The 16,947-nt window shown below is 63.4% G+C and carries 20 protein-coding genes and 1 pseudogene; 9 read left to right on the plus strand and 12 right to left on the minus strand.

The window, feature by feature from the left end:
- Positions 1-33: 33 nt before the first annotated feature.
- Positions 34-1,215 (minus strand): hypothetical protein, encoded by a 1,182-nt coding sequence (locus tag I6L48_RS13275; protein WP_216987321.1) that lies wholly within the window; start codon positions 1,213-1,215, stop codon positions 34-36.
- Positions 1,216-1,644: 429 nt separating this feature from the next.
- Between I6L48_RS13275 and I6L48_RS13280 the strand changes: the two genes are divergently transcribed.
- The gene (locus tag I6L48_RS13280; protein ID WP_010674883.1) at positions 1,645-2,118 is read left to right on the plus strand and encodes a DUF4442 domain-containing protein; all 474 of its coding nucleotides are present in this window, start codon (positions 1,645-1,647) and stop codon (positions 2,116-2,118) included.
- Positions 2,119-2,275: 157 nt separating this feature from the next.
- On the opposite strand, the pseudogene I6L48_RS13285 reads toward I6L48_RS13280, so the two are convergent.
- From I6L48_RS13285 to I6L48_RS13305, 5 genes and pseudogenes are all read right to left on the minus strand, one after another.
- Positions 2,276-2,350 (minus strand): annotated as a pseudogene (locus tag I6L48_RS13285) (ribosome-associated protein); the annotation flags it as partial.
- A 154-nt stretch (positions 2,351-2,504) separates the two neighbouring features.
- On the minus strand, positions 2,505-2,738 hold the full coding sequence (ybcJ, locus tag I6L48_RS13290) for a ribosome-associated protein YbcJ (protein ID WP_010674882.1): 234 nt from the start codon (positions 2,736-2,738) through the stop codon (positions 2,505-2,507).
- A 164-nt stretch (positions 2,739-2,902) separates the two neighbouring features.
- Positions 2,903-3,307, minus strand: a complete 405-nt coding sequence (locus tag I6L48_RS13295) for a MaoC family dehydratase (protein ID WP_216987322.1) — start codon at positions 3,305-3,307, stop codon at positions 2,903-2,905.
- On the minus strand, positions 3,304-5,091 hold the full coding sequence (locus tag I6L48_RS13300; protein ID WP_216987323.1) for a class I poly(R)-hydroxyalkanoic acid synthase: 1,788 nt from the start codon (positions 5,089-5,091) through the stop codon (positions 3,304-3,306). The genes I6L48_RS13295 and I6L48_RS13300 overlap by 4 nt, the downstream gene beginning before the upstream one ends.
- 95 nt (positions 5,092-5,186) lie before the next feature.
- Positions 5,187-5,537: a phasin family protein gene (locus I6L48_RS13305; RefSeq protein WP_039040883.1), complete on the minus strand. Its 351-nt coding sequence runs from the start codon at positions 5,535-5,537 to the stop codon at positions 5,187-5,189.
- A 303-nt stretch (positions 5,538-5,840) separates the two neighbouring features.
- Here I6L48_RS13305 and I6L48_RS13310 point away from each other — a divergent pair, with 303 nt between their 5' ends.
- The 3 genes from I6L48_RS13310 to pdxY all read left to right on the plus strand — a co-directional run bounded on the left by I6L48_RS13310 (position 5,841) and on the right by pdxY (position 8,636).
- Positions 5,841-6,404, plus strand: coding sequence for a phaC PHA synthase (locus I6L48_RS13310; protein ID WP_216987324.1), 564 nt, complete (start codon positions 5,841-5,843; stop codon positions 6,402-6,404).
- Positions 6,405-6,481: 77 nt separating this feature from the next.
- Entirely contained in the window at positions 6,482-7,237 is a 756-nt protein-coding gene (locus I6L48_RS13315; protein WP_216987325.1) for a DUF429 domain-containing protein, read from the plus strand.
- Between the two features lie 535 nt (positions 7,238-7,772).
- Entirely contained in the window at positions 7,773-8,636 is an 864-nt protein-coding gene (gene pdxY / locus I6L48_RS13320; protein WP_042878015.1) for a pyridoxal kinase PdxY, read from the plus strand.
- Positions 8,637-8,676: 40 nt separating this feature from the next.
- Here pdxY and I6L48_RS13325 read toward each other — a convergent pair whose 3' ends face one another.
- From I6L48_RS13325 to cyaB, 4 genes are all read right to left on the minus strand, one after another.
- Entirely contained in the window at positions 8,677-8,985 is a 309-nt protein-coding gene (locus tag I6L48_RS13325; RefSeq protein ID WP_113070196.1) for an antibiotic biosynthesis monooxygenase, read from the minus strand.
- Between the two features lie 104 nt (positions 8,986-9,089).
- Complete coding sequence (locus I6L48_RS13330) at positions 9,090-9,596, minus strand: GNAT family N-acetyltransferase (RefSeq protein ID WP_010674875.1); 507 nt, start codon at positions 9,594-9,596, stop codon at positions 9,090-9,092.
- A gap of 101 nt (positions 9,597-9,697) precedes the next feature.
- Complete coding sequence (locus tag I6L48_RS13335; RefSeq protein ID WP_039038593.1) at positions 9,698-10,090, minus strand: NUDIX domain-containing protein; 393 nt, start codon at positions 10,088-10,090, stop codon at positions 9,698-9,700.
- Positions 10,091-10,116: 26 nt separating this feature from the next.
- Complete coding sequence (cyaB, locus tag I6L48_RS13340) at positions 10,117-10,668, minus strand: class IV adenylate cyclase (protein ID WP_113070197.1); 552 nt, start codon at positions 10,666-10,668, stop codon at positions 10,117-10,119.
- A 267-nt stretch (positions 10,669-10,935) separates the two neighbouring features.
- Between cyaB and I6L48_RS13345 the strand changes: the two genes are divergently transcribed.
- From I6L48_RS13345 to I6L48_RS13355, 3 genes are all read left to right on the plus strand, one after another.
- Positions 10,936-11,781: a DUF5718 family protein gene (locus tag I6L48_RS13345; protein WP_113070198.1), complete on the plus strand. Its 846-nt coding sequence runs from the start codon at positions 10,936-10,938 to the stop codon at positions 11,779-11,781.
- A gap of 112 nt (positions 11,782-11,893) precedes the next feature.
- Entirely contained in the window at positions 11,894-12,349 is a 456-nt protein-coding gene (locus I6L48_RS13350; protein ID WP_162726194.1) for a GNAT family N-acetyltransferase, read from the plus strand.
- 26 nt (positions 12,350-12,375) lie between these two features.
- A complete protein-coding gene (locus I6L48_RS13355; RefSeq protein ID WP_113070199.1) occupies positions 12,376-12,822 on the plus strand; it encodes a GNAT family N-acetyltransferase in 447 nt (148 codons plus the stop codon).
- A 54-nt stretch (positions 12,823-12,876) separates the two neighbouring features.
- Here the strand turns inward: I6L48_RS13355 and I6L48_RS13360 are convergent, their stop codons facing one another.
- Positions 12,877-14,265 (minus strand): DEAD/DEAH box helicase, encoded by a 1,389-nt coding sequence (locus I6L48_RS13360; protein WP_113070200.1) that lies wholly within the window; start codon positions 14,263-14,265, stop codon positions 12,877-12,879.
- A 196-nt stretch (positions 14,266-14,461) separates the two neighbouring features.
- A complete protein-coding gene (locus tag I6L48_RS13365) occupies positions 14,462-14,938 on the minus strand; it encodes a glutathione peroxidase (RefSeq protein WP_216987326.1) in 477 nt (158 codons plus the stop codon).
- 208 nt (positions 14,939-15,146) lie between these two features.
- Here I6L48_RS13365 and I6L48_RS13370 point away from each other — a divergent pair, with 208 nt between their 5' ends.
- Positions 15,147-15,755 (plus strand): 2OG-Fe(II) oxygenase, encoded by a 609-nt coding sequence (locus tag I6L48_RS13370; protein WP_216987327.1) that lies wholly within the window; start codon positions 15,147-15,149, stop codon positions 15,753-15,755.
- 200 nt (positions 15,756-15,955) lie between these two features.
- Positions 15,956-16,945 (plus strand): D-alanine--D-alanine ligase, encoded by a 990-nt coding sequence (locus I6L48_RS13375; RefSeq protein WP_041211487.1) that lies wholly within the window; start codon positions 15,956-15,958, stop codon positions 16,943-16,945.
- Positions 16,946-16,947: the final 2 nt, after the last annotated feature.

The raw sequence follows: 16,947 nt of genomic DNA on the forward strand, positions 1-16,947 counted from the left end.
GGCATCTGCCGGCTGTTTTTTTGACTGGCGGGGTTACACCGTGGCCTTGCTGCGGCTGACCAGCTTGGGCTCCAGGGGCGGGAAGTCATCGTTGAAGAAGGTATCCGCTTCTTCAATTTGTGCCTTGCGCTGCTTCTGGATGAAGTTGTCGAAGTCGCGTTTGATCTCGGGGTCCTTGAGGGCCTCGTAGTCGAACACGTTGGCGGCATAGAGGTAGTTGAAGTAGATGTCGACGAACTCGGCGCTGGCACAGGCGGAGGTGAACTTGCTGTTCTGGCGGTCGAAGTTGACGCGGTACTGCTTGATCTTCGGCACATAGACCAGCTCGTTGCCCACCTTGAACACTTCCACCGTGACTCCCACCGTGATGGTCTTGTAGAAGTCCTTGTTGTTCTCCACCCCGAAGCGGATGGCATCCCCCTGCTTTTGCAGGAACTTGTTGAAGCTGGCCAGCGCCGTGGTGCCCTGGCTCACCACCACGTCCATGATGAAGTTGATGAAGTCGGTGGCGATGCTGAGCCCCTTGATGTGGCGGCTGTAGCTCTGCTGATCGATCTTGCTCGGCCCAATCAGGGGGATCTTGGAGAGGGCCCTGGCCCAGAGATCCGCGTCCGTCTTGTACTGCTCGCCATAGGCTTCGGCGTAACGGTTGATGTAGGCGGTGACCACGGAGGTGATGGCGATGAGGTCGGCCTTCTGCTCCGCCAGCTTGGCCATGACGGCGGGATCGTCCAGCAGCTCGTTGGCCACGATGAACTCCACCAGGCCGTCCTTGTCGGCATAGGGATCAGTGCCCACCGCCCGGACGGTGTCGGGCAGATTGACGTCGTTGAAGAAGGCCTCGGCCTCGGCGAACTGATCATGGTTGCTCAGGCGGTTGGCCGGTGCCTCGCGCACCAGCTGGCAGAGCACCAGCTCGGCCTCGTAGTCCGACTCGCGCCACAGGGGGGCCTGCAACTGGTTGCCGAAGGTCTTCTTGTAGGCGAGGTTGAAGTCAAACAGCACCGAACTGCAGCCGCAATCCATGGCGAAGTCGACGGTGTAGCTCAGCGGCCCGGTGGGCAGGGGCTTGCTCATCTTCCCCTTGGCGCTGAGGTTGGCATAGCACTTGAGGTACTCCCGGCCAAACAGCTCGTAGGCACGGTTGTTGTTGAAGTTGAGCTGGAAAGTACCGGCGCTCTCGCCCCCGTTGAACAACTGTTGCACGTGACTCATCTCTCTATCCTTATGGTGAGATTGGTAGACGGGTTGACCCGGTGCCGAGTGGCTACTTCCGGGCCAGCAACAGCCTAGCGAGGGAGAGGGGGTTTGGTTACTGCGAATAATCCCTGTGGCGGGGGCGGGATCCTGGGCTGGCCCCCTGACGGGGAGTATTTCTTGTTGTGTTTCATTCGGATATGACTGTCATGGTCCCGTCATCCGGGGCGGGACCTTGAAAAAATCCGGAAAAAGGGGAAAGAGAGGGGCGACCCGGGGTCAGGAAAGGCCGGTTTTATCATTTGCCAGACAAATAGAACCTGGCCATTGCATGAATTTTGCAAATACCCTTTGGGGGCCCGCTCACAGGGATGGCACGGGAGGCTTGTCTATCGGGAAGCAGGCTGGCAACATTTGCGTCACATTCACTCATCGGATCAGTTTGCAATGGACCTGCAACGCCTCAAAGCCAACCTCGCCCTGCGTCTGTTCGCCTGGCGCTACATTCCCGTCATTGGTTTTTGTGCCCCCGTCATCGAGCAGATGGACGCCAGGGCGCTGCGCATCCGCATTCCGCTGGGCTGGCGCACCCGCAACCACCTGGGCAGCATGTATTTCGGGGCGCTCGCCACCGGTGCCGACCTGGTGGGGGGGCTCCTGGTCATGGAGAAGGGGCGGGCGCGGCGCAAGAAGGTGCATTTTGCCTTCAAGGATGTGCAGGGGGAGTTTTTGAAGCGTCCTGAGGGGGACGTGCAGTTTGATTGCGCGGCGGGGGAGCTTATCGACGCCATGATCGACGAGTCCCTGGCGAGCGGTCAGCGCATCAACCGCCCCATCCAGGTGGTGGCCACCTGCCCGTCTCGCAACGGCGACGAGGCCATGGCCCGCTTCGTGCTGACCCTCTCCATCAAGGCCAGCTGAAGGCCCGAGGGCGCGCTGGCGCCCTTGTTCAAGCCGGGATCAGAGGATCTCGGGATTGCTCCCTTCCTTCACCACGGCCTTCATGCTTCATGCCGTTGAAGTTGACCATCCGCTCGGCCACTGTGCTGGGAAGCGCTTGCGTGGCAGGGCGTCAGGATCAGGGGATCTCGGGACTGACGCCTTCCTTCACCACGACCTTCATGCCGTTGAAGTTGACCACCCGCTCGGCCACTGTACTGGGTAGCGCTGGCGTGGCAGGGCGTCAGGATCAGGGGATCTCGGGACTGCTCCCTTCCTTCACCACGGCCTTCATGCTTCATGCCGTTGAAGTTGACCACCTGCTCGGCCACTGTGCTGGGTAGCGCTTGCGTGGCAGGGCGTCAGGATCAGAGGATCTCGGGGCTGACGCCTTCCTTCACCACGACCTTCATGCCGTTGAAGTTGACCACCTGCTCGGCGACTATCTTGCAGCGTTTGCGGGTCTCGACCTGACCGTCCACTTCCACCAGGCCCTCGGCGACCAGCGCCTTGGCGGCACCGCCACAATCGGCCCAACCCTGATGCTTGATCAGGTCACACAAGGCAACGAAGGGGTGACCTTCGAGCAGAAACGTCTCCATGGGAAATCCTCTAGCTGGATGAATGGCTGAAACAGCGGGGGCTCATTCTAGGCAGTTAGGCGGGGCAGGGAAAGGGCCCGGGCCCAATTGCCCCGAAAAGGGGCGAGCACAGGCAAAAAAACCAGCCCGACCGGGCTGGTTGTGTCTCTGGGTGCCACTGGCGCTCAAGGGAGTTTTACCACCGCTTCCCCCGTCACGGCGAGGGCGCCGCCCTGGGTGAAGATGCGGGTGGCCAGGGTGGCGATGGGCTTGTCGCTTCGAAGGGCAATCACCTCCACCTCCGCCGTCACCACGTCCCCCACGAACACCGGGAGCGTGAAGGAGAGGCTCTGGCCCAGATAGATGCTCCCTTTCCCGGGCAGTTGCTGCCCGAGGAGCCCGGAGAAGAGGCTCGCCAGCAGCATGCCGTGGACGATTGGGCGCTCGAACACCGTCGTGGCGGCGAAGTCCGGGTCCAGGTGCAGGGGATTGAAATCCTCCGAGAGGCCGGCGAAGGCCGCCACCTCGGCCGGGCCGAAGCGCTTGGTCAGGCTGGCTTTCATGCCCACGGCAAAGGGTTGTGTACTCATGCGGGTTCCTCTTCTTGCTTCCTGACGCCGGCAAACACCGGATTGAGCCGTACCTTGACGTAGCTGCCGGGGGCCGCCTCCAACCCCTCGGCAGGCTGCCGGGCAGGGACGGGCTCTGCCTCGTCACGGTCTTTGATAAAGCGCATCATCTCGGGCCACCAGGAGCCGCTCTGGTGGGTCGCCCCCGCCAGCCACTGCGCCGAGCTGTCCGCCTCGGCCTCGCTCTGCCAGAAGCCGTATTTGTTGGCATCCGGCGGATTGATGATGCCTGCGATGTGCCCGGATTCGGCCAGAATGAAGCGCCGCTCGCCCCCGAACAGCGCCATGCCCTGCCAGGTTCCCTGCCAGAGGGCGATGTGATCGTCCACGGCGGACACCAGCAGCACCGGGGTCTTCACCTTGGCGAGATCGATGCGGGTGTGGCGGATCTTGAGCTCCCCCTTCACCAGCTGGTTTTCCAGGTAGAGTCGGCGCAGCAGGCTGTTGTGGGTCTTGCCTGCCACGTTGGTGCTGTCGCTGTTCCAGTGCAGCAGATCGAACGCCACCGGGCTCTGACCCTTGAGGTAGCTGTCGATGTAGTAGTTCCAGTAGAGGCTGTTCTCCCGCAGCAGACTGAAGGAGACCGCCAGCTGGCGCCCGTCCATGATGCCCCTGGCCTCGTTCTGCGCCTCGAGCGCCGCGATGATGGGCTCGTGGATGAAGATGTCAAGCTCCCCGGGCTGGGAGAAGTCCAGCAGGGTGGTGAACAGGGTGGCGCTGCGTACCCGCTGCTTCTGGCGCCGCGCTGCCAGCCAGCCCATGGCGAGTGACAATGCGGTGCCACCGATGCAGTAGCCGATGCCGTGCACCTCCCGCTCGCCGGTGGCCGCCTCCACGGCGTCCAGGGCGGCGATGACCCCGTCCACCACGTAGTCGTCGAGATCGACCTGCCCCTGTGCCACCCCCGGGTTGCGCCAGGAGATCATGAAGACCGTCTGCCCCTGGGCGACCAGCCAGGCCACCAGGGAGTTCTGGGGGCGCATGTCCATGATGTAGTACTTGTTGATGAAGGGGGGCACGACCAGCACCGGGGTCTTGCCCACCGTCGCCGTGGTCGGGCTGTACTGGATGAGCTCAAAGAGCTCGGTGCGCAGTACTACCCGGCCCGGGGTGGTCGCCAGATCCCGGCCGAGCTCGAAGGCGGACTCGTCGGTCAGACGGATGTTGAGGTGATCGGCGCTGCGCTCCAGATCTTCGGCCAGGAGCGCGAGGCCGCGCACCAGATTCTGGCCGTCGGACTCCAGGGTGAGCTTGAGCAGCTCCGGGTTGGTGGCCAGGAAGTTGCTGGGAGCCATGGCGTTGACGTACTGGCGGGTGAAAAAGCGCAGTCGCTCCCGGCTCTTCTCGGGCACGCCCTCCAGGGCATCCACCGCCGCCAGCAGGTGTCTTGCGGTCAGCAGATAGGATTGCTTGAGGTAGTCATAGAGGGGTTGCTCGCTCCAGGCCTCGGCCTTGAAGCGGCGATCGCTGCGATCCGGGGTGATCACCGGCTCGCTCGGCTGGCCTGCACTCTTGAGCAGGGTGTGCTGCATCAGCTTGAGCTGATCCTGCCACCAGTTCATCTGGGACTGGATCAGCTGCCAGGGCTGCTGGCTGCCCTGCTCCAGCACCTGGCCCAGATCGTCCAGACTGGTCTGCAGCAGGGCCTGGGCCGTGCGCTCGGTCTGGGCTCTGGCCATGGCCAGCAGCTTGTCGTTGTAGTGGGCCAGGGCCTCGAACAGCGGGCCGTAAGATGATTGGCTCATGTGTTCTCCTTCACCCACGCCCGGGGCGGGCACTTGCCCGTTCTGTCGAGTCGTGGGGAGATGTGGCTGCCCGCAAGACGGGCAGCCAGGGGTTATCAGGCCTTGCCCGTGCTCTTCTTGATGCCATCTGCGGTCAGGGCATCCAGCTCTTCCTTGAACTGCTGGCCGAGGGCGCTGAGCTTCTGGATGTCATCCAGCATCTGGCGGGAAAGCTGGCTGGCGCTCTCCAGCTGCACGGTGCCGAGGGCCGCCAGGCTCTGGGCATCCTGCACCTTGCCGACGGCCTGCAACTGGTTGAGCCCCAGTTCGGCGTAGGCATTGGCGGACGCCAGTTGCAACCGGGTCAGCTGTTCGATGTTGCTGGCCAGCAGCTGGTTGTAGCGGGTGAGGGGGGCGGCAAAGCCTTGCATCTGCTCGGTAAAGCTCTTGATCACGTCCATATTCATCATGGGTCTCCGGTTCGGCAGAACACTGTTTTTGCGGGTCAATCGACCCTTCTTGCGGGTACAGCACGTCATCCCTGTGTTACGTGTTGTTTGCTCTGTTCAAACACACGTTTGAGCATTCTGCAACCAATCCACCTTTGGTGTAAATGACATAAATGTTAGTTTCTGTTTGAATTTTCCAATCCGCCGAGAGAGCCATCCCCGGATTCAGACGAGAGGTGACGCAGGGAAAGGGCCGGGACCTCGTCCCCCGGGGCCTGTGCTGGTACCCTTGAGCCACACCCTCTTCACAAGGAATCCCCGATGAAACCGTTCGCCCTGCTGCTCGGCTGTGGTGCCCTGACCCTCGCCGGTGTCGCTCAGGCCAGCACGCCGGTCCAGATCTCCCTGCCCGGTGTCAACCTGCCCTCGTCCAATCAGGTGGAAGGGGCACGGGCTTCCTTCCTCTACGGCCGCACCGGCCAGGTGAAGGGGATCGATCTGCCGGTGTTCGCCCTCTCCGATGTGGATCAGTTCACCGGCCTGCAGCTTGGTGTGTTCTTTGGCGCGAGCCGGGTGCGCCACCAGTTTGGCGGGGTCGCCATCAACGCCGTCAACTGGCACGAAGGGCAGGATACCGGCCTCAATCTGGGCTTCGTCAACCTGACCAACAATGTGAAGGGGCTCAACTGGGGGGCGCTCAACATCGCCCAGGGCAATGCCCTGGCCAACGTCGGCTTCGTCAACTATGCCGAACGCACCACGTTCCAGCTGGGATTCGTCAATGCCACCAAGCACCTGGACGGCTTGCAGATTGGCCTGGCCAACTACGCCGAGAACGGCATCTTCCCCATTCTGCCCCTGATCAACTTCAAGAAATCCTTCTAGGGACCAACTTGCCCTTGCTTTAGGAGGGGCAGCCATTACCCTGTGCTCCATCAAGGCTGCACAGAGGTAACAGGGGCATGACAACGGAACACATGGACGCCATCGGTATCGGCTGGGATGTGAGGGGCTGGCAGGGCAATGCCCAGGCGGTGGCGGTGGTGGGTTGGCAGGCCCGGGAGTCGCGTCTGCACTGGCTCGGGATCTCCCCCCTGTTTCGCCTGAGCTCCCGGGTCGCGCCGGATCTGGATGCCCTGCTGCGCCCGGCCCTGCAAGACGAGGTGGCGCTGATGCAGGTGCTGGCCTGCCCGTGCCTTGCTCTCGGCATCGATGCGCCCCTGGCCTTTCCCCGCGCCCTCGCCGATCTGCTGGCGGGGCGGGGGAGCGGCTTTCCCGTGCCCCAGCGGGAGATTGACAACCCTTACGCCTACCGGGATTGCGAGCGCTGGCTCCATCAGCACTATGGCAAGAAGCCCCTCTCCGCCACCTTCGACAGGCTCGGCAACAACGCCACCCTGGCCCTCTCCATGCTGCCGCGCCTCGGGGATCTGCAACTGGTGCCAAAACGGGCGAGGGCTGCCGGGCGCGCGGTGCTGGAGGTCTATCCCGCCCTGGCCAAAATGGGGGGCAAAGCCTCTGCGGTGCGGCCCGAACTGCAACCCCACCTGCCGGCGTCCCTCATCCCTGGAACGGATCCCTATGATGCCGCGCTCTGCGCCCTGATGGCCCTGCAATATGCGGGCGAAGGGGCCGTCACCTCGCTGCCTGCTCTGGTGGACCTGCCGGACGAGATGGCACCGGACGAAGGCTGGGTCTACCACTTCGCCCGGGATTGAGACGCCCAAGGGCACCGCACTCCCTCTGATGACTGCTGGCGACTCGCTGTAGTCACGGCACTGGTGACGTGACTTGCTGTCGCCACTGCGTATGGCTTGTCGTTGCCACGGTGTCAGGCAAGGGCAGGCCGTGTTCGTCCTGTGATCTTCCGACGCCTCCTTGACCCTTGCCCTTGTTGCCTTATTTTGCGACTGCCGACTGCCGACTGCCGACTGCCGACTGCCGACTGCCGACTGCCGACTGCCGACTGGCGCCTTTCCATCGGACCTCATCCTTGATCCCGACTGTTCATGGTTGGTTGAAAAATCACCTCGTATGCCATCAGACAAGAGGCGTCCAGGTACATTTATCACCCCGCAGCAGCGGGGGAGATGGCTCCAGGGTTGTGCAGAAACAGGGTAGCGGCGGTCAAATATGCGGCAGGTTAAGCCTGCTGAAGCATAAATAGGGAGTCATGGCGTTAATTGCTGGAAGAGCCGTCTCTTCATCCGATATATTGCCTCTTTTCCTCAGGCTTCTTGTGCGGTGGTGTCGATGAAACGCATTCTCTCTATCCAGTCCCACGTGGTGTTTGGCTGTGCCGGCAACAGCGCCGCCGTGTTCCCCATGCGCCGTCTCGGCATGGAGGTGTGGCCCATCAATACGGTGCAGTTCTCCAACCACACCCAGTACGAGGCGGGTTGGCAGGGAATGGCGATGCCGGCGGGCCACATCGCCGCCCTGTGCCAGGGGCTTTGCAATATCGAGGTGCTGGCGCGCTGCGATGCGGTGCTGAGCGGCTATCTGGGCTCGGCGGAGCAGGGGGACGAGATCCTGGCGGTGGTGGCGGCGGTGAAGCGAGCCAATCCGGCGGCCCTCTATTTCTGCGATCCCGTGATGGGGCATCCGGAGAAGGGGTGCATCGTCGCCCCGGGCGTCACCCGCTTTCTCACCGAACAGGCCCTGCCGGTGGCGGACATCATGGCCCCCAATCTGCTGGAGCTGGAGACCCTGTGCGATGTCCATCTGACAACCCTGGCCCAGACCCGGGTCGCCGCACACCAGTTGCTGGAGAAGGGGGTGAAGATGGTGCTGGTCAAGCACCTGGGTCGCGCCGCCAGCGTCCCCGGCCGCTTCGAGATGCTGCTTGCCACCCCCGAGGGAGACTATCTGATCGCCCGTCCCCTTTACGATTTCGCGCGCCAACCGGTGGGCGTGGGGGATCTCATCAGCGCCCTGATGCTGGCCAACCTGCAGGCGGGATATGATGGGGTGAGCGCCTTCGAGCGCACCAACGCCGCGGTGGATGCGGTGCTGCGACAGACCTGGGAGGCGAATGCCTACGAGCTGCAGCTCATCGCGGCCCAGAGCGCCTTTGCCGAGCCGCAGATTGCCCACAGGGCCGAGCGCCTGGCCTGACGCCATTGATCAGCCCGTGACGGGACGAGCTGATCAAGGCTCAGCTTGCGGCACTGATCGGTGTTGCATCCTGAAAATGTTCGACCCTGGGGAAGGGGTCGTAGAAGTGGTGCAGCAGGGCCTTCCACTCCTGGTACCGGGGGGAGCCCCTGAACCCCCGGGTGTGATCTTCCAACCGTTCCCACTGCACCAGCAGCAGGTAGTGATGGGGATCGTCCAGGGCACGCTGCAACTGGTGGCCCAGGTAGCCGGGCATGGCGCTGACGATGTGCTGGGCCCGGGCGAAGGCCTGCTCGAAGTCAGTGGCCTTGTCGGGAATGATCTGCAGATGGGCGACTTCCAATATCATGATGGCTCCTTGCCGATGAGTCTGATTGAACCAAAAACCTATGTGCGCCGAGCCTTGGCGGGGGCAAGACCGGCACGCTGTCCGGTCTTGCCAGGCCGTCTGCCTCAGAGCTGCTTGTAGAAGAACTGGGTGGCGGCGAGGGTGCCGTCCCCATTGCGGGCGAAGTCCGGGATCTGGCCGGCCTCTTGATAGCCGAGCTGGCGATAGAGGCTGGAGGCCACGTCGCCGACCCGGGTATCCAGCACCAGCAAGGTACGCCTGGCGTCCCGGGCCCCTTGCTCCATGGCGTTCATCAGGGCGCGGCCCACCCCCTTGCCACGGGCCTGGCTGTGGACCATCAGCTTTTCCACTTCGGCCCTGTGGCCCCCGTTGGCCTTTGTGCACAGGGAGAGCTGCAGGGCGCCCACCAGATGGTGCTGATCGAACGCCACCCAGAGCTTGCGCACTCCATCCGCCAGCTCCCCCTCGATGCCTTGCCAGTACGCCAGCCCCTGCTCTTCCTGCAGGGGAGGCAGAAAGCCCACCGAGGCACCGCTGGCCACGCAATCTTGCAGCAGGGCGATCAGCGCCGGTTTGATGCCTCTGGTGCTCTCGACCTCAAGGATCTCCATTGAATGTCCTCATCTTCTCTCTTGGCCCACGTGGGGGATTAACGTCTCGGGCGCGGACTCTCCTGCCGGTGCCATTATCATCCGGTCAGGTGCGCCGTCTCTTAATGGATCAGTCCCTGCGCTGCCAGCCACTGGAACAGCAGGCGGGAGACGGGGGAGACTTCGGCCAGGTGGCGGCTGTCCAGCCAGCGCAGCTCGGCGATCTCCGCCGAGGCGACGGGCGTGCCGTCGGCGTCCCCCGTGTAGCAACGCAGATTGACATTCACCCCTTGCGGCTTGCCGTCCGCCTGGGCGCTGAACTCGCAGGCGAACGCCAGGGTGTCGGGTTTCAGGGTGACCGCGAGCTCTTCCTCGATTTCACGAACGAGGGCCGCCTCGTCGCTCTCGCCCGGCTCGCGCTTGCCCCCCGGAATGTAGTAGATGTCCTTGCCGTGGGAGCGGGCGCACAGCAGCTGTCCCTCCTTGAAGGTCAACCAGGCGAGTTTGTCGATCATGGGCAGATTCCTCTTGTTGCCGCTTGTCAAAGGGGGGCTCGCTGCTCGCACAGGGTGCGATAGGAGCGGGTTTCCCGCATTTCGGGCGCCAGTCCCAGCTGGCTAGCCAGTGCCAGCAACTGCGCGCGGTAGGCGGGCAGGGCGGCCTCGTCGTCAGTCATGATGGCGAGTTCGGCAAAATCACCGACACCTGCCAGGTGATCCACCGTGACGTGGAAGGCCCCCAGAAAATAGATGCTGCGCCGCTTGTCGATGGTCAGCACCGGCTGGTAGCCCAGGGTGCGCACCATGCTGGCGGCCTTGTCCGCATCGGTGATGTTGACCGCCTCGCAGCGATCGGGTCCGGGCCCTTTGACTATCCAGAGCCGGATGCCGCTGGGGGCCATGGTGCGGATGATCAGGCTCTTCTCTGCCCGAGCCAGGGCGCCGTCTGCCGTGTCGAAGTAGCAGTCCTGCTCATGATTGTCCGCCACCATCACCTCGGGGCCGAGGGCCGTGAGGGTATGCACAAAGGCGGCGCTGTCCGTCAGGCGGTATTTGAACTCCACCTCGAAGCGCCCCTGAAAGTGGGTGGTCATGGCCTTGCGACGGCTCCCGAACGGCAAATGAATAGGGCAGCCTAGCAAAAGTGCCGGGCTCTCCCAAGCATCGGGATCACAGCTTCGCATCGACTGCCGACTTTATGACCAGATGGTGAGGGAAAATCCGCCCTGGTGCACAGCTTGTGGCCCGGTGGCTGGGCGCCGTACGGGGGCTGTGCTCTAATAAGCTCCCTCTTTGGCGGTATTGCCGCCCTGAACAACGACAACGAGGCGGCGGCCCCGGCCGCGCCAGTGGAGCCACAGATGCAGATCACCTCACAGACCCCCTTTATCGGACTGGGCGTGGCGGGCAACTTCGCCGGTCACCTGGAGCAGGCAGGGGAGGCGGCGGATTTCGTCGCCGTCAAGGTTGACGACAAGGTCGCCCCCAAGGCGCTGTTCCCCTTCTATGTGCCGAACCATCCCGGCCAGCTCGGGGTCTTTCCCCTGAGCGGCGAGGCCATCTTCCTGCCGGAGGCGGCGGTGAGCGGGGACGAGAAGGTGCAGATTGAACCCGAGGTGGCACTGTGGTGCGAGCTGGAGTACGCGGGGGAGCAGGTGGTGGCCATCCATCCCAAGGCGTTTGGCGCCTACAACGACTGCTCCATCCGTCGCCCCAATGCCAACAAGATCAGCGAGAAGAAGAACTGGGGTGAAGAGAGCAAGGGGCTGGCCGCGAACCTGCTGCCCCTGACCCACTTTGCCGCAGGATGCGAGCTCGATGACTACCGCATCGCCTGCTACCTGGAGCGCGGCGGCGAGCTGCACCCCTACGGGATCGACAGCGCGGCGGTGGACTACAGCTACTTCCACGGTCAGTTGCTGGCGTGGGCCATCGACAAGTTCAACCATCAGCAGGACGAAGGCCCGGCCGAGCATATCCAGGGCCTGCTGACCCAGGCGGGGCGCCCGGCCCATGCACTCATCAGCATTGGTGCCACCCGCTATACCCCCTTTGGCGAGACCCACTTCCTCGCTCCCGGTGACACCGCCTGCGTGGTGGTCTACCCCGCCAGTCGCTACGACGAGCAGGATATCCAGGAGGCCATCCGAGCCCGCCGCTTCGGGCCGGATGTCTCCGTGCTGCTGCAGGCGGTCAAGACCCGCTGAACCCGATGCCTTCCCAACCTGGGGAGGCATCTTCTTTTTATGCCTGCGCACACCCCATGCTGGCGTCATGGCATGACCAGCTGGAGGAGAGTGGCAGATCAGGAGGTGTGCCATGGTGGTGATCAGAGAGTGCAGGGAGCAGGATCTGGCGGGCTTGCTCAGCCTTTACGCCGAGCTCAGACCCCGGGATCCCGTGATGACGCCCGCCATGGCGAGGGAGACGCTCGCGAGCCTGCTGGCCAGGCCCGAGGTGCGGATCATCGTGGTAGAGGTGGGCGGCGAGCTCGCCGCCACCTGCCAGCTCGGGGTGATCCCGACTCTGACCAACGGTGGCAGGCCCTTTGGCATCATAGAGCACGTGGTAACGGCCGCAGCGTTCCGGCGCCAGGGACTGAGCCAGAAGGTGCTTGAAGAGGCGCTCTCCCTGGCCTGGGGGCTGGGTTGCTACAAGGTAATGCTGCTCTCGGGGGAGGGGCGCGATGAAGCCCATCGCCTCTATGAGAAGCTGGGCTTCAAGGCGGGCATCGAGAAGGGGTTTGTCATCAAGCAGGCCATGGCGGCCGGGTAGGTTTCCCACCATCGAGTGAACGGAATATGAGACTGGAACAGGCTGTGGGCGGGGATTATCAGGCCCTGATCGTCCTCTGGGAGGCGTCGGTGCGCGCCACCCACCATTTTTTGCCAAAGGAGGAGATTGCGATCCTGCGCGAGCTCATCCTGGCTCACTACTTCGAGGCGGTGACCCTCACCTGCGCTCGTGACGGGCAGGAGATCGCCGGCTTTTGCGGGGTACACGAGGGCAATATCGAGATGCTCTTCGTCGACCCCGGCAGGCAGGGGGGCGGAGTGGGCCGCCTGCTGGTAGCTGATGCCATCCACCGTCTAGGGGCGACCCGGGTGGACGTCAACGAGCAAAATGAACCGGCCCTCGGTTTTTATCGCCACCTGGGTTTCGAGGTGGTGGGCCGCTCGGCACTGGACGGGCAGGGCAAACCTTATCCCCTGCTGCATCTGGTCCTGTCTGCCGAGGCTGGCGCATGAAAAAACCGCCCGAGGGCGGTTTTTTGTTGTTCAGGAGGTTTGGCTCGCGCCCCCTCACTCCTCGCTGGAGTTGTCCTGATAGTCGTCCCGCTGGGCCTTGGGTAGACGGCGCATGGGGGCGAAACCGATGTCCTCGCCCACCACTTCCCGCTTGCGGGCTGGGGCTGGCTTCTTGCCGCCATCGCTCTTCGCCTTGCTCTTGCCTGTGGTTGTTTTGCCGTTGCCACCCTTGGTATTGGCGGCGCCACGGGCGCGGGGCGGGTTTTGCACCGGCTTGCTGCCCGGCAGGGTCTGGCGGCTCGGCTTGCCGCTCGGCTCGTATCCTTCCAGGATCTCCACGGTCAGGGATTGGCCGATCAGCGCCTCGATCTCCTTGAGCTGACCCAGCTCGTCCTGGCTCACCAGAGAGATGGCCTCGCCGCCACGGCCGGCGCGGCCGGTGCGGCCGATGCGGTGGATGTAATCCTCCGCCATCTGGGGCAGCTCGAAGTTGATCACGTGGGGCAGTTGATCGATATCCAGGCCGCGAGCGGCGATGTCGGTGGCAACCAGCACCCGCACCTTGCCTTCACGAAAATCCGCCAGCGCCCGGTTGCGGGCCCCCTGGCTCTTGTCACCGTGGATGGCGACCGTATCCAGGCCATCTTTCTGCATTTGCTGGGCGAGCCTGTCGGCAATCTGCTTGGTGCGCACGAACACCAGCACCCGCTGCCAGTTGCCACGGCCAATCATGTGGGAGAGCATCTCCCGGCGGCGCTCCCGATCGACCTGGATGATGCGCTGGCTTACCTGCTCTGCGGCGGTGTTGCTGGGATCCACCTCGATGAGGGTGGGATCCTTGAGCAGATCGTCCGCCAGCGCCTTGATGTCATTGGAGAAGGTGGCAGAGAACAGCAGGGTCTGACGCTCCTCCGGCAGGGCCTTCATGATGCGGCGAATGTCGGTGATGAACCCCATGTCGAGCATTCTGTCCGCTTCATCAAGCACCAGTACCTCGAGGGCGCTCAGGGTCAGGGCGCCCTGGGTCAGCAGATCCAGCAGGCGGCCCGGGGTGGCGACCAGAATGTCGACCCCGAGCTTGATGGCGTCCAGGTTTGGCTTGATGCTGACGCCGCCATAGGCGATCAGGGTACGAAACGGCAGGTGGTGGGCATATTTGATGATGCTCTCACCCACCTGGGCGGCCAGCTCCCGGGTCGGGGTCAGCACCAGGGCTCGCACCTGGCGACGACCGCCACGGCCGTGGTTGGCCAGCAGTCGATGAAGCATGGGCAGGGTGAAACCGGCCGTCTTGCCCGTGCCTGTCTGGGCGCCGCCCAGCACGTCCTGCCCGGCCAGGATGGCGGGAATGGCTTGCTGCTGGATGGGGGTGGGTTGTTCGTAACCCAGCTCCTTGACGGCCCGCAGGATGTGCGGTGACAGACCCAGTTCATTGAATGACATGTTCGAGGGACACTCCGAGCCTTGGGCTCAACGGGTGACGGCAGCCTTGGTCCGTCACGACATGGAAAATAGGGTGGGTCGCCATCGAGGCTGGGCCTGAGCCCGGCAAAGCGACCGCACAAGAGAACAGTGGGCGCGTAATATAGCAGATGCGAGGCGTACGCGCAGCAGCCGTGTCGCGAGCGGCGCACGCCCGTCAGAGCAGTCCCTCGATGGCCTGCACCAGATCCTCCGGTCTGGTCTGGGGGGCGAAGCGGTCCACCACCCGGCCTTCACGGTCAATCAGGAACTTGGTGAAGTTCCACTTGATGGCCTCGCTGCCAAGGAGTCCGGGCTTTTGTTCCTTGAGCCAGCGATAGAGGGGGTGGGCCCCGGCGCCGTTGACCTCGCACTTGGCCATCAGGGGGAAGCTGACCGGGTAGTCGAGAGAGCAGAAGCGGGCGATCTCCTCGACATCGCCCGGCTCCTGATGGCCGAACTGATCGCAGGGAAAACCCAGGATCTCGAAGCCTTGGGGACCGAACTGGCGATAGAGGGCCTCAAGCCCGGTGTATTGGGGGGTAAAACCGCAGCGGCTTGCCACGTTGACCACCAGCACGACACGGCCCTGCAGATCGGCGGTGGACCAGGCCGTGCCATCGAGTCGTTGCAGGGGGATGAGGGGCAGGGGCATGGTTTCTCCTGATGCAAGAGGGGCGACAAGGCGCCCGGGGGACAATCCTTGCACGTTAACGGGCCGAGGGCCGGGGAGCAAGGGGGAGGGCGTCTGTGCCCCCCAGACTCCTATTGATGGCGGGACTTCTCAAGAGAAGCAATCCGGTTTGTGCCGATGGTCCGAAGTCGCTACAAAGCGCACTCTCTCCCCTCGCTGCGAGCCTATCTTGGACTATCAAGCCGTCATGGATGCCATCTACACCCGGGGTTGGGTGATAGTGGATGATTTTTTAACCGCCGCCGAGGTGGATGCCCTCAAGGCTTGCCTGCCGGACGAGTGGCGACCGGCGGGGATCGGGCGCGAGACCCTGCATCAGGACAACCGCGATATCCGTCGGGATCAGATCCACTGGCTCGACGCCTCCCTCGGCGCGCCGGTGGCCGACTATCTGGCCCGGATGGAGTCCCTGCGTCTGGCCGCCAATCGCAGCCTGATGCTGGGGCTGTTCGACTACGAGGCTCACTTTGCCCGCTATCGCAGCGGCGACTTCTACGCCACCCATCGCGACGCCTTCGCTGGGCGATCCAACCGCCGGCTCACCTCGGTGTTCTACCTGAACAACGACTGGCAGCCAGAGGCGGGGGGAATATTGCGGGTCTATGACGACAGCGAGCAGTTTCTGATGGATGTCTCCCCCCGGGGCGGGCGGCTGGTGCTCTTCCTGTCTGAAGAGTTTCCCCACGAGGTGCTGCCCGCAAGCCGGGAGCGCTACAGCATTGCCGGCTGGTTTCGGGTCAACGGCAATGGCGCCGGGCGGGTCGATCCCCCCCGCTGAGCGCATTTCATCCTGTTTCTGACACAGGAAGAGACTTTTATCTGCCCGGGCAGGGGGAGGTGCGCCCCATCGGCTGACAAGGCTTCCCCTCCCTTGCTACACTGCCCGCACTTATGTTCGTTTCTGGCTTCGTCCGGTTTTCATGCGGTTGGGTTTGACATGGTGATGACGAAGCCGCTTCTCCCAAGGGATCACATCTAATGAAGAACATGCATGTCTTGCTGCTGTGCGGCGGTGGCGGCTCCGAGCACGAAGTCTCGCTGCGCAGCGCCAATTTCCTCGAAAAACAGCTTGGGCTCCTGCCCGGTATCGAAGTGACCCGGGTCGAGATGTTTGCCGACCGCTGGCTCTCCGCCGACGGTCGCGAGTGCAAGCTGGGGCTGGACAAGCTGCTCTCGTTCGACAGCGTGGCCCGTCCGGTGGACTACGTGGTGCCCTGCATCCACGGTTATCCCGGTGAGACCGGCGATCTGCAATCCTTCCTCGAGCTGGCCGGCCTGCCTTATCTGGGTTGTGACGCCGAGGCGAGCAAGGTGTGCTTCAACAAGATCACCACCAAGCTGTGGCTCACCGCCATCGGCATCCCCAATACCCCCTACCTGTTCCTGACCGAGCAGGACGAGGCGAGCCTGACCGAGGCGAAAGCGGCGCTGGCCAAGTGGGGCAAGGTCTTCATCAAGGCGGCTTCTCAGGGCTCTTCCGTGGGTTGCTACTCCGCCAGCAACGAGGCAGACCTGGTGAAGGGCATTGCCGATGCCTTCGGTTACTCCGAGCAGGTATTGATCGAAAAAGCGGTCAAGCCCCGCGAGCTGGAAGTGGCGGTCTACCAGTATGGTGACGAGCTGGTGGCCACCTATCCGGGGGAGATCTGCGTACCCCAGGACAAGTTCTACACCTATGAAGAGAAGTACAGCAGCGCCAGTCACACCGAGACCGCGCTCAAGGCCGAGGGACTGACTCAGGCGCAGGCTGACGCCATTCACGAGTACGCGCTCAAGGCGTTCCGTCAGCTCAAGCTGACCCACCTGTCGCGCATCGACTTCTTCCTGACCGAAGAGGGGGAGATTTTGCTCAACGAGATCAACACCTTCCCGGGCATGACCTCCATCTCCATGTTCCCGAAACTGCTGGAGCACCACGGCCACAGCTTCGCGCACTATCTGGAGCAGATCCTGCGAAAGGCGGTCTGACG

Source organism: Aeromonas sp. FDAARGOS 1418, from assembly GCF_019048585.1.
GTDB lineage: Bacteria > Pseudomonadota > Gammaproteobacteria > Enterobacterales > Aeromonadaceae > Aeromonas > Aeromonas caviae.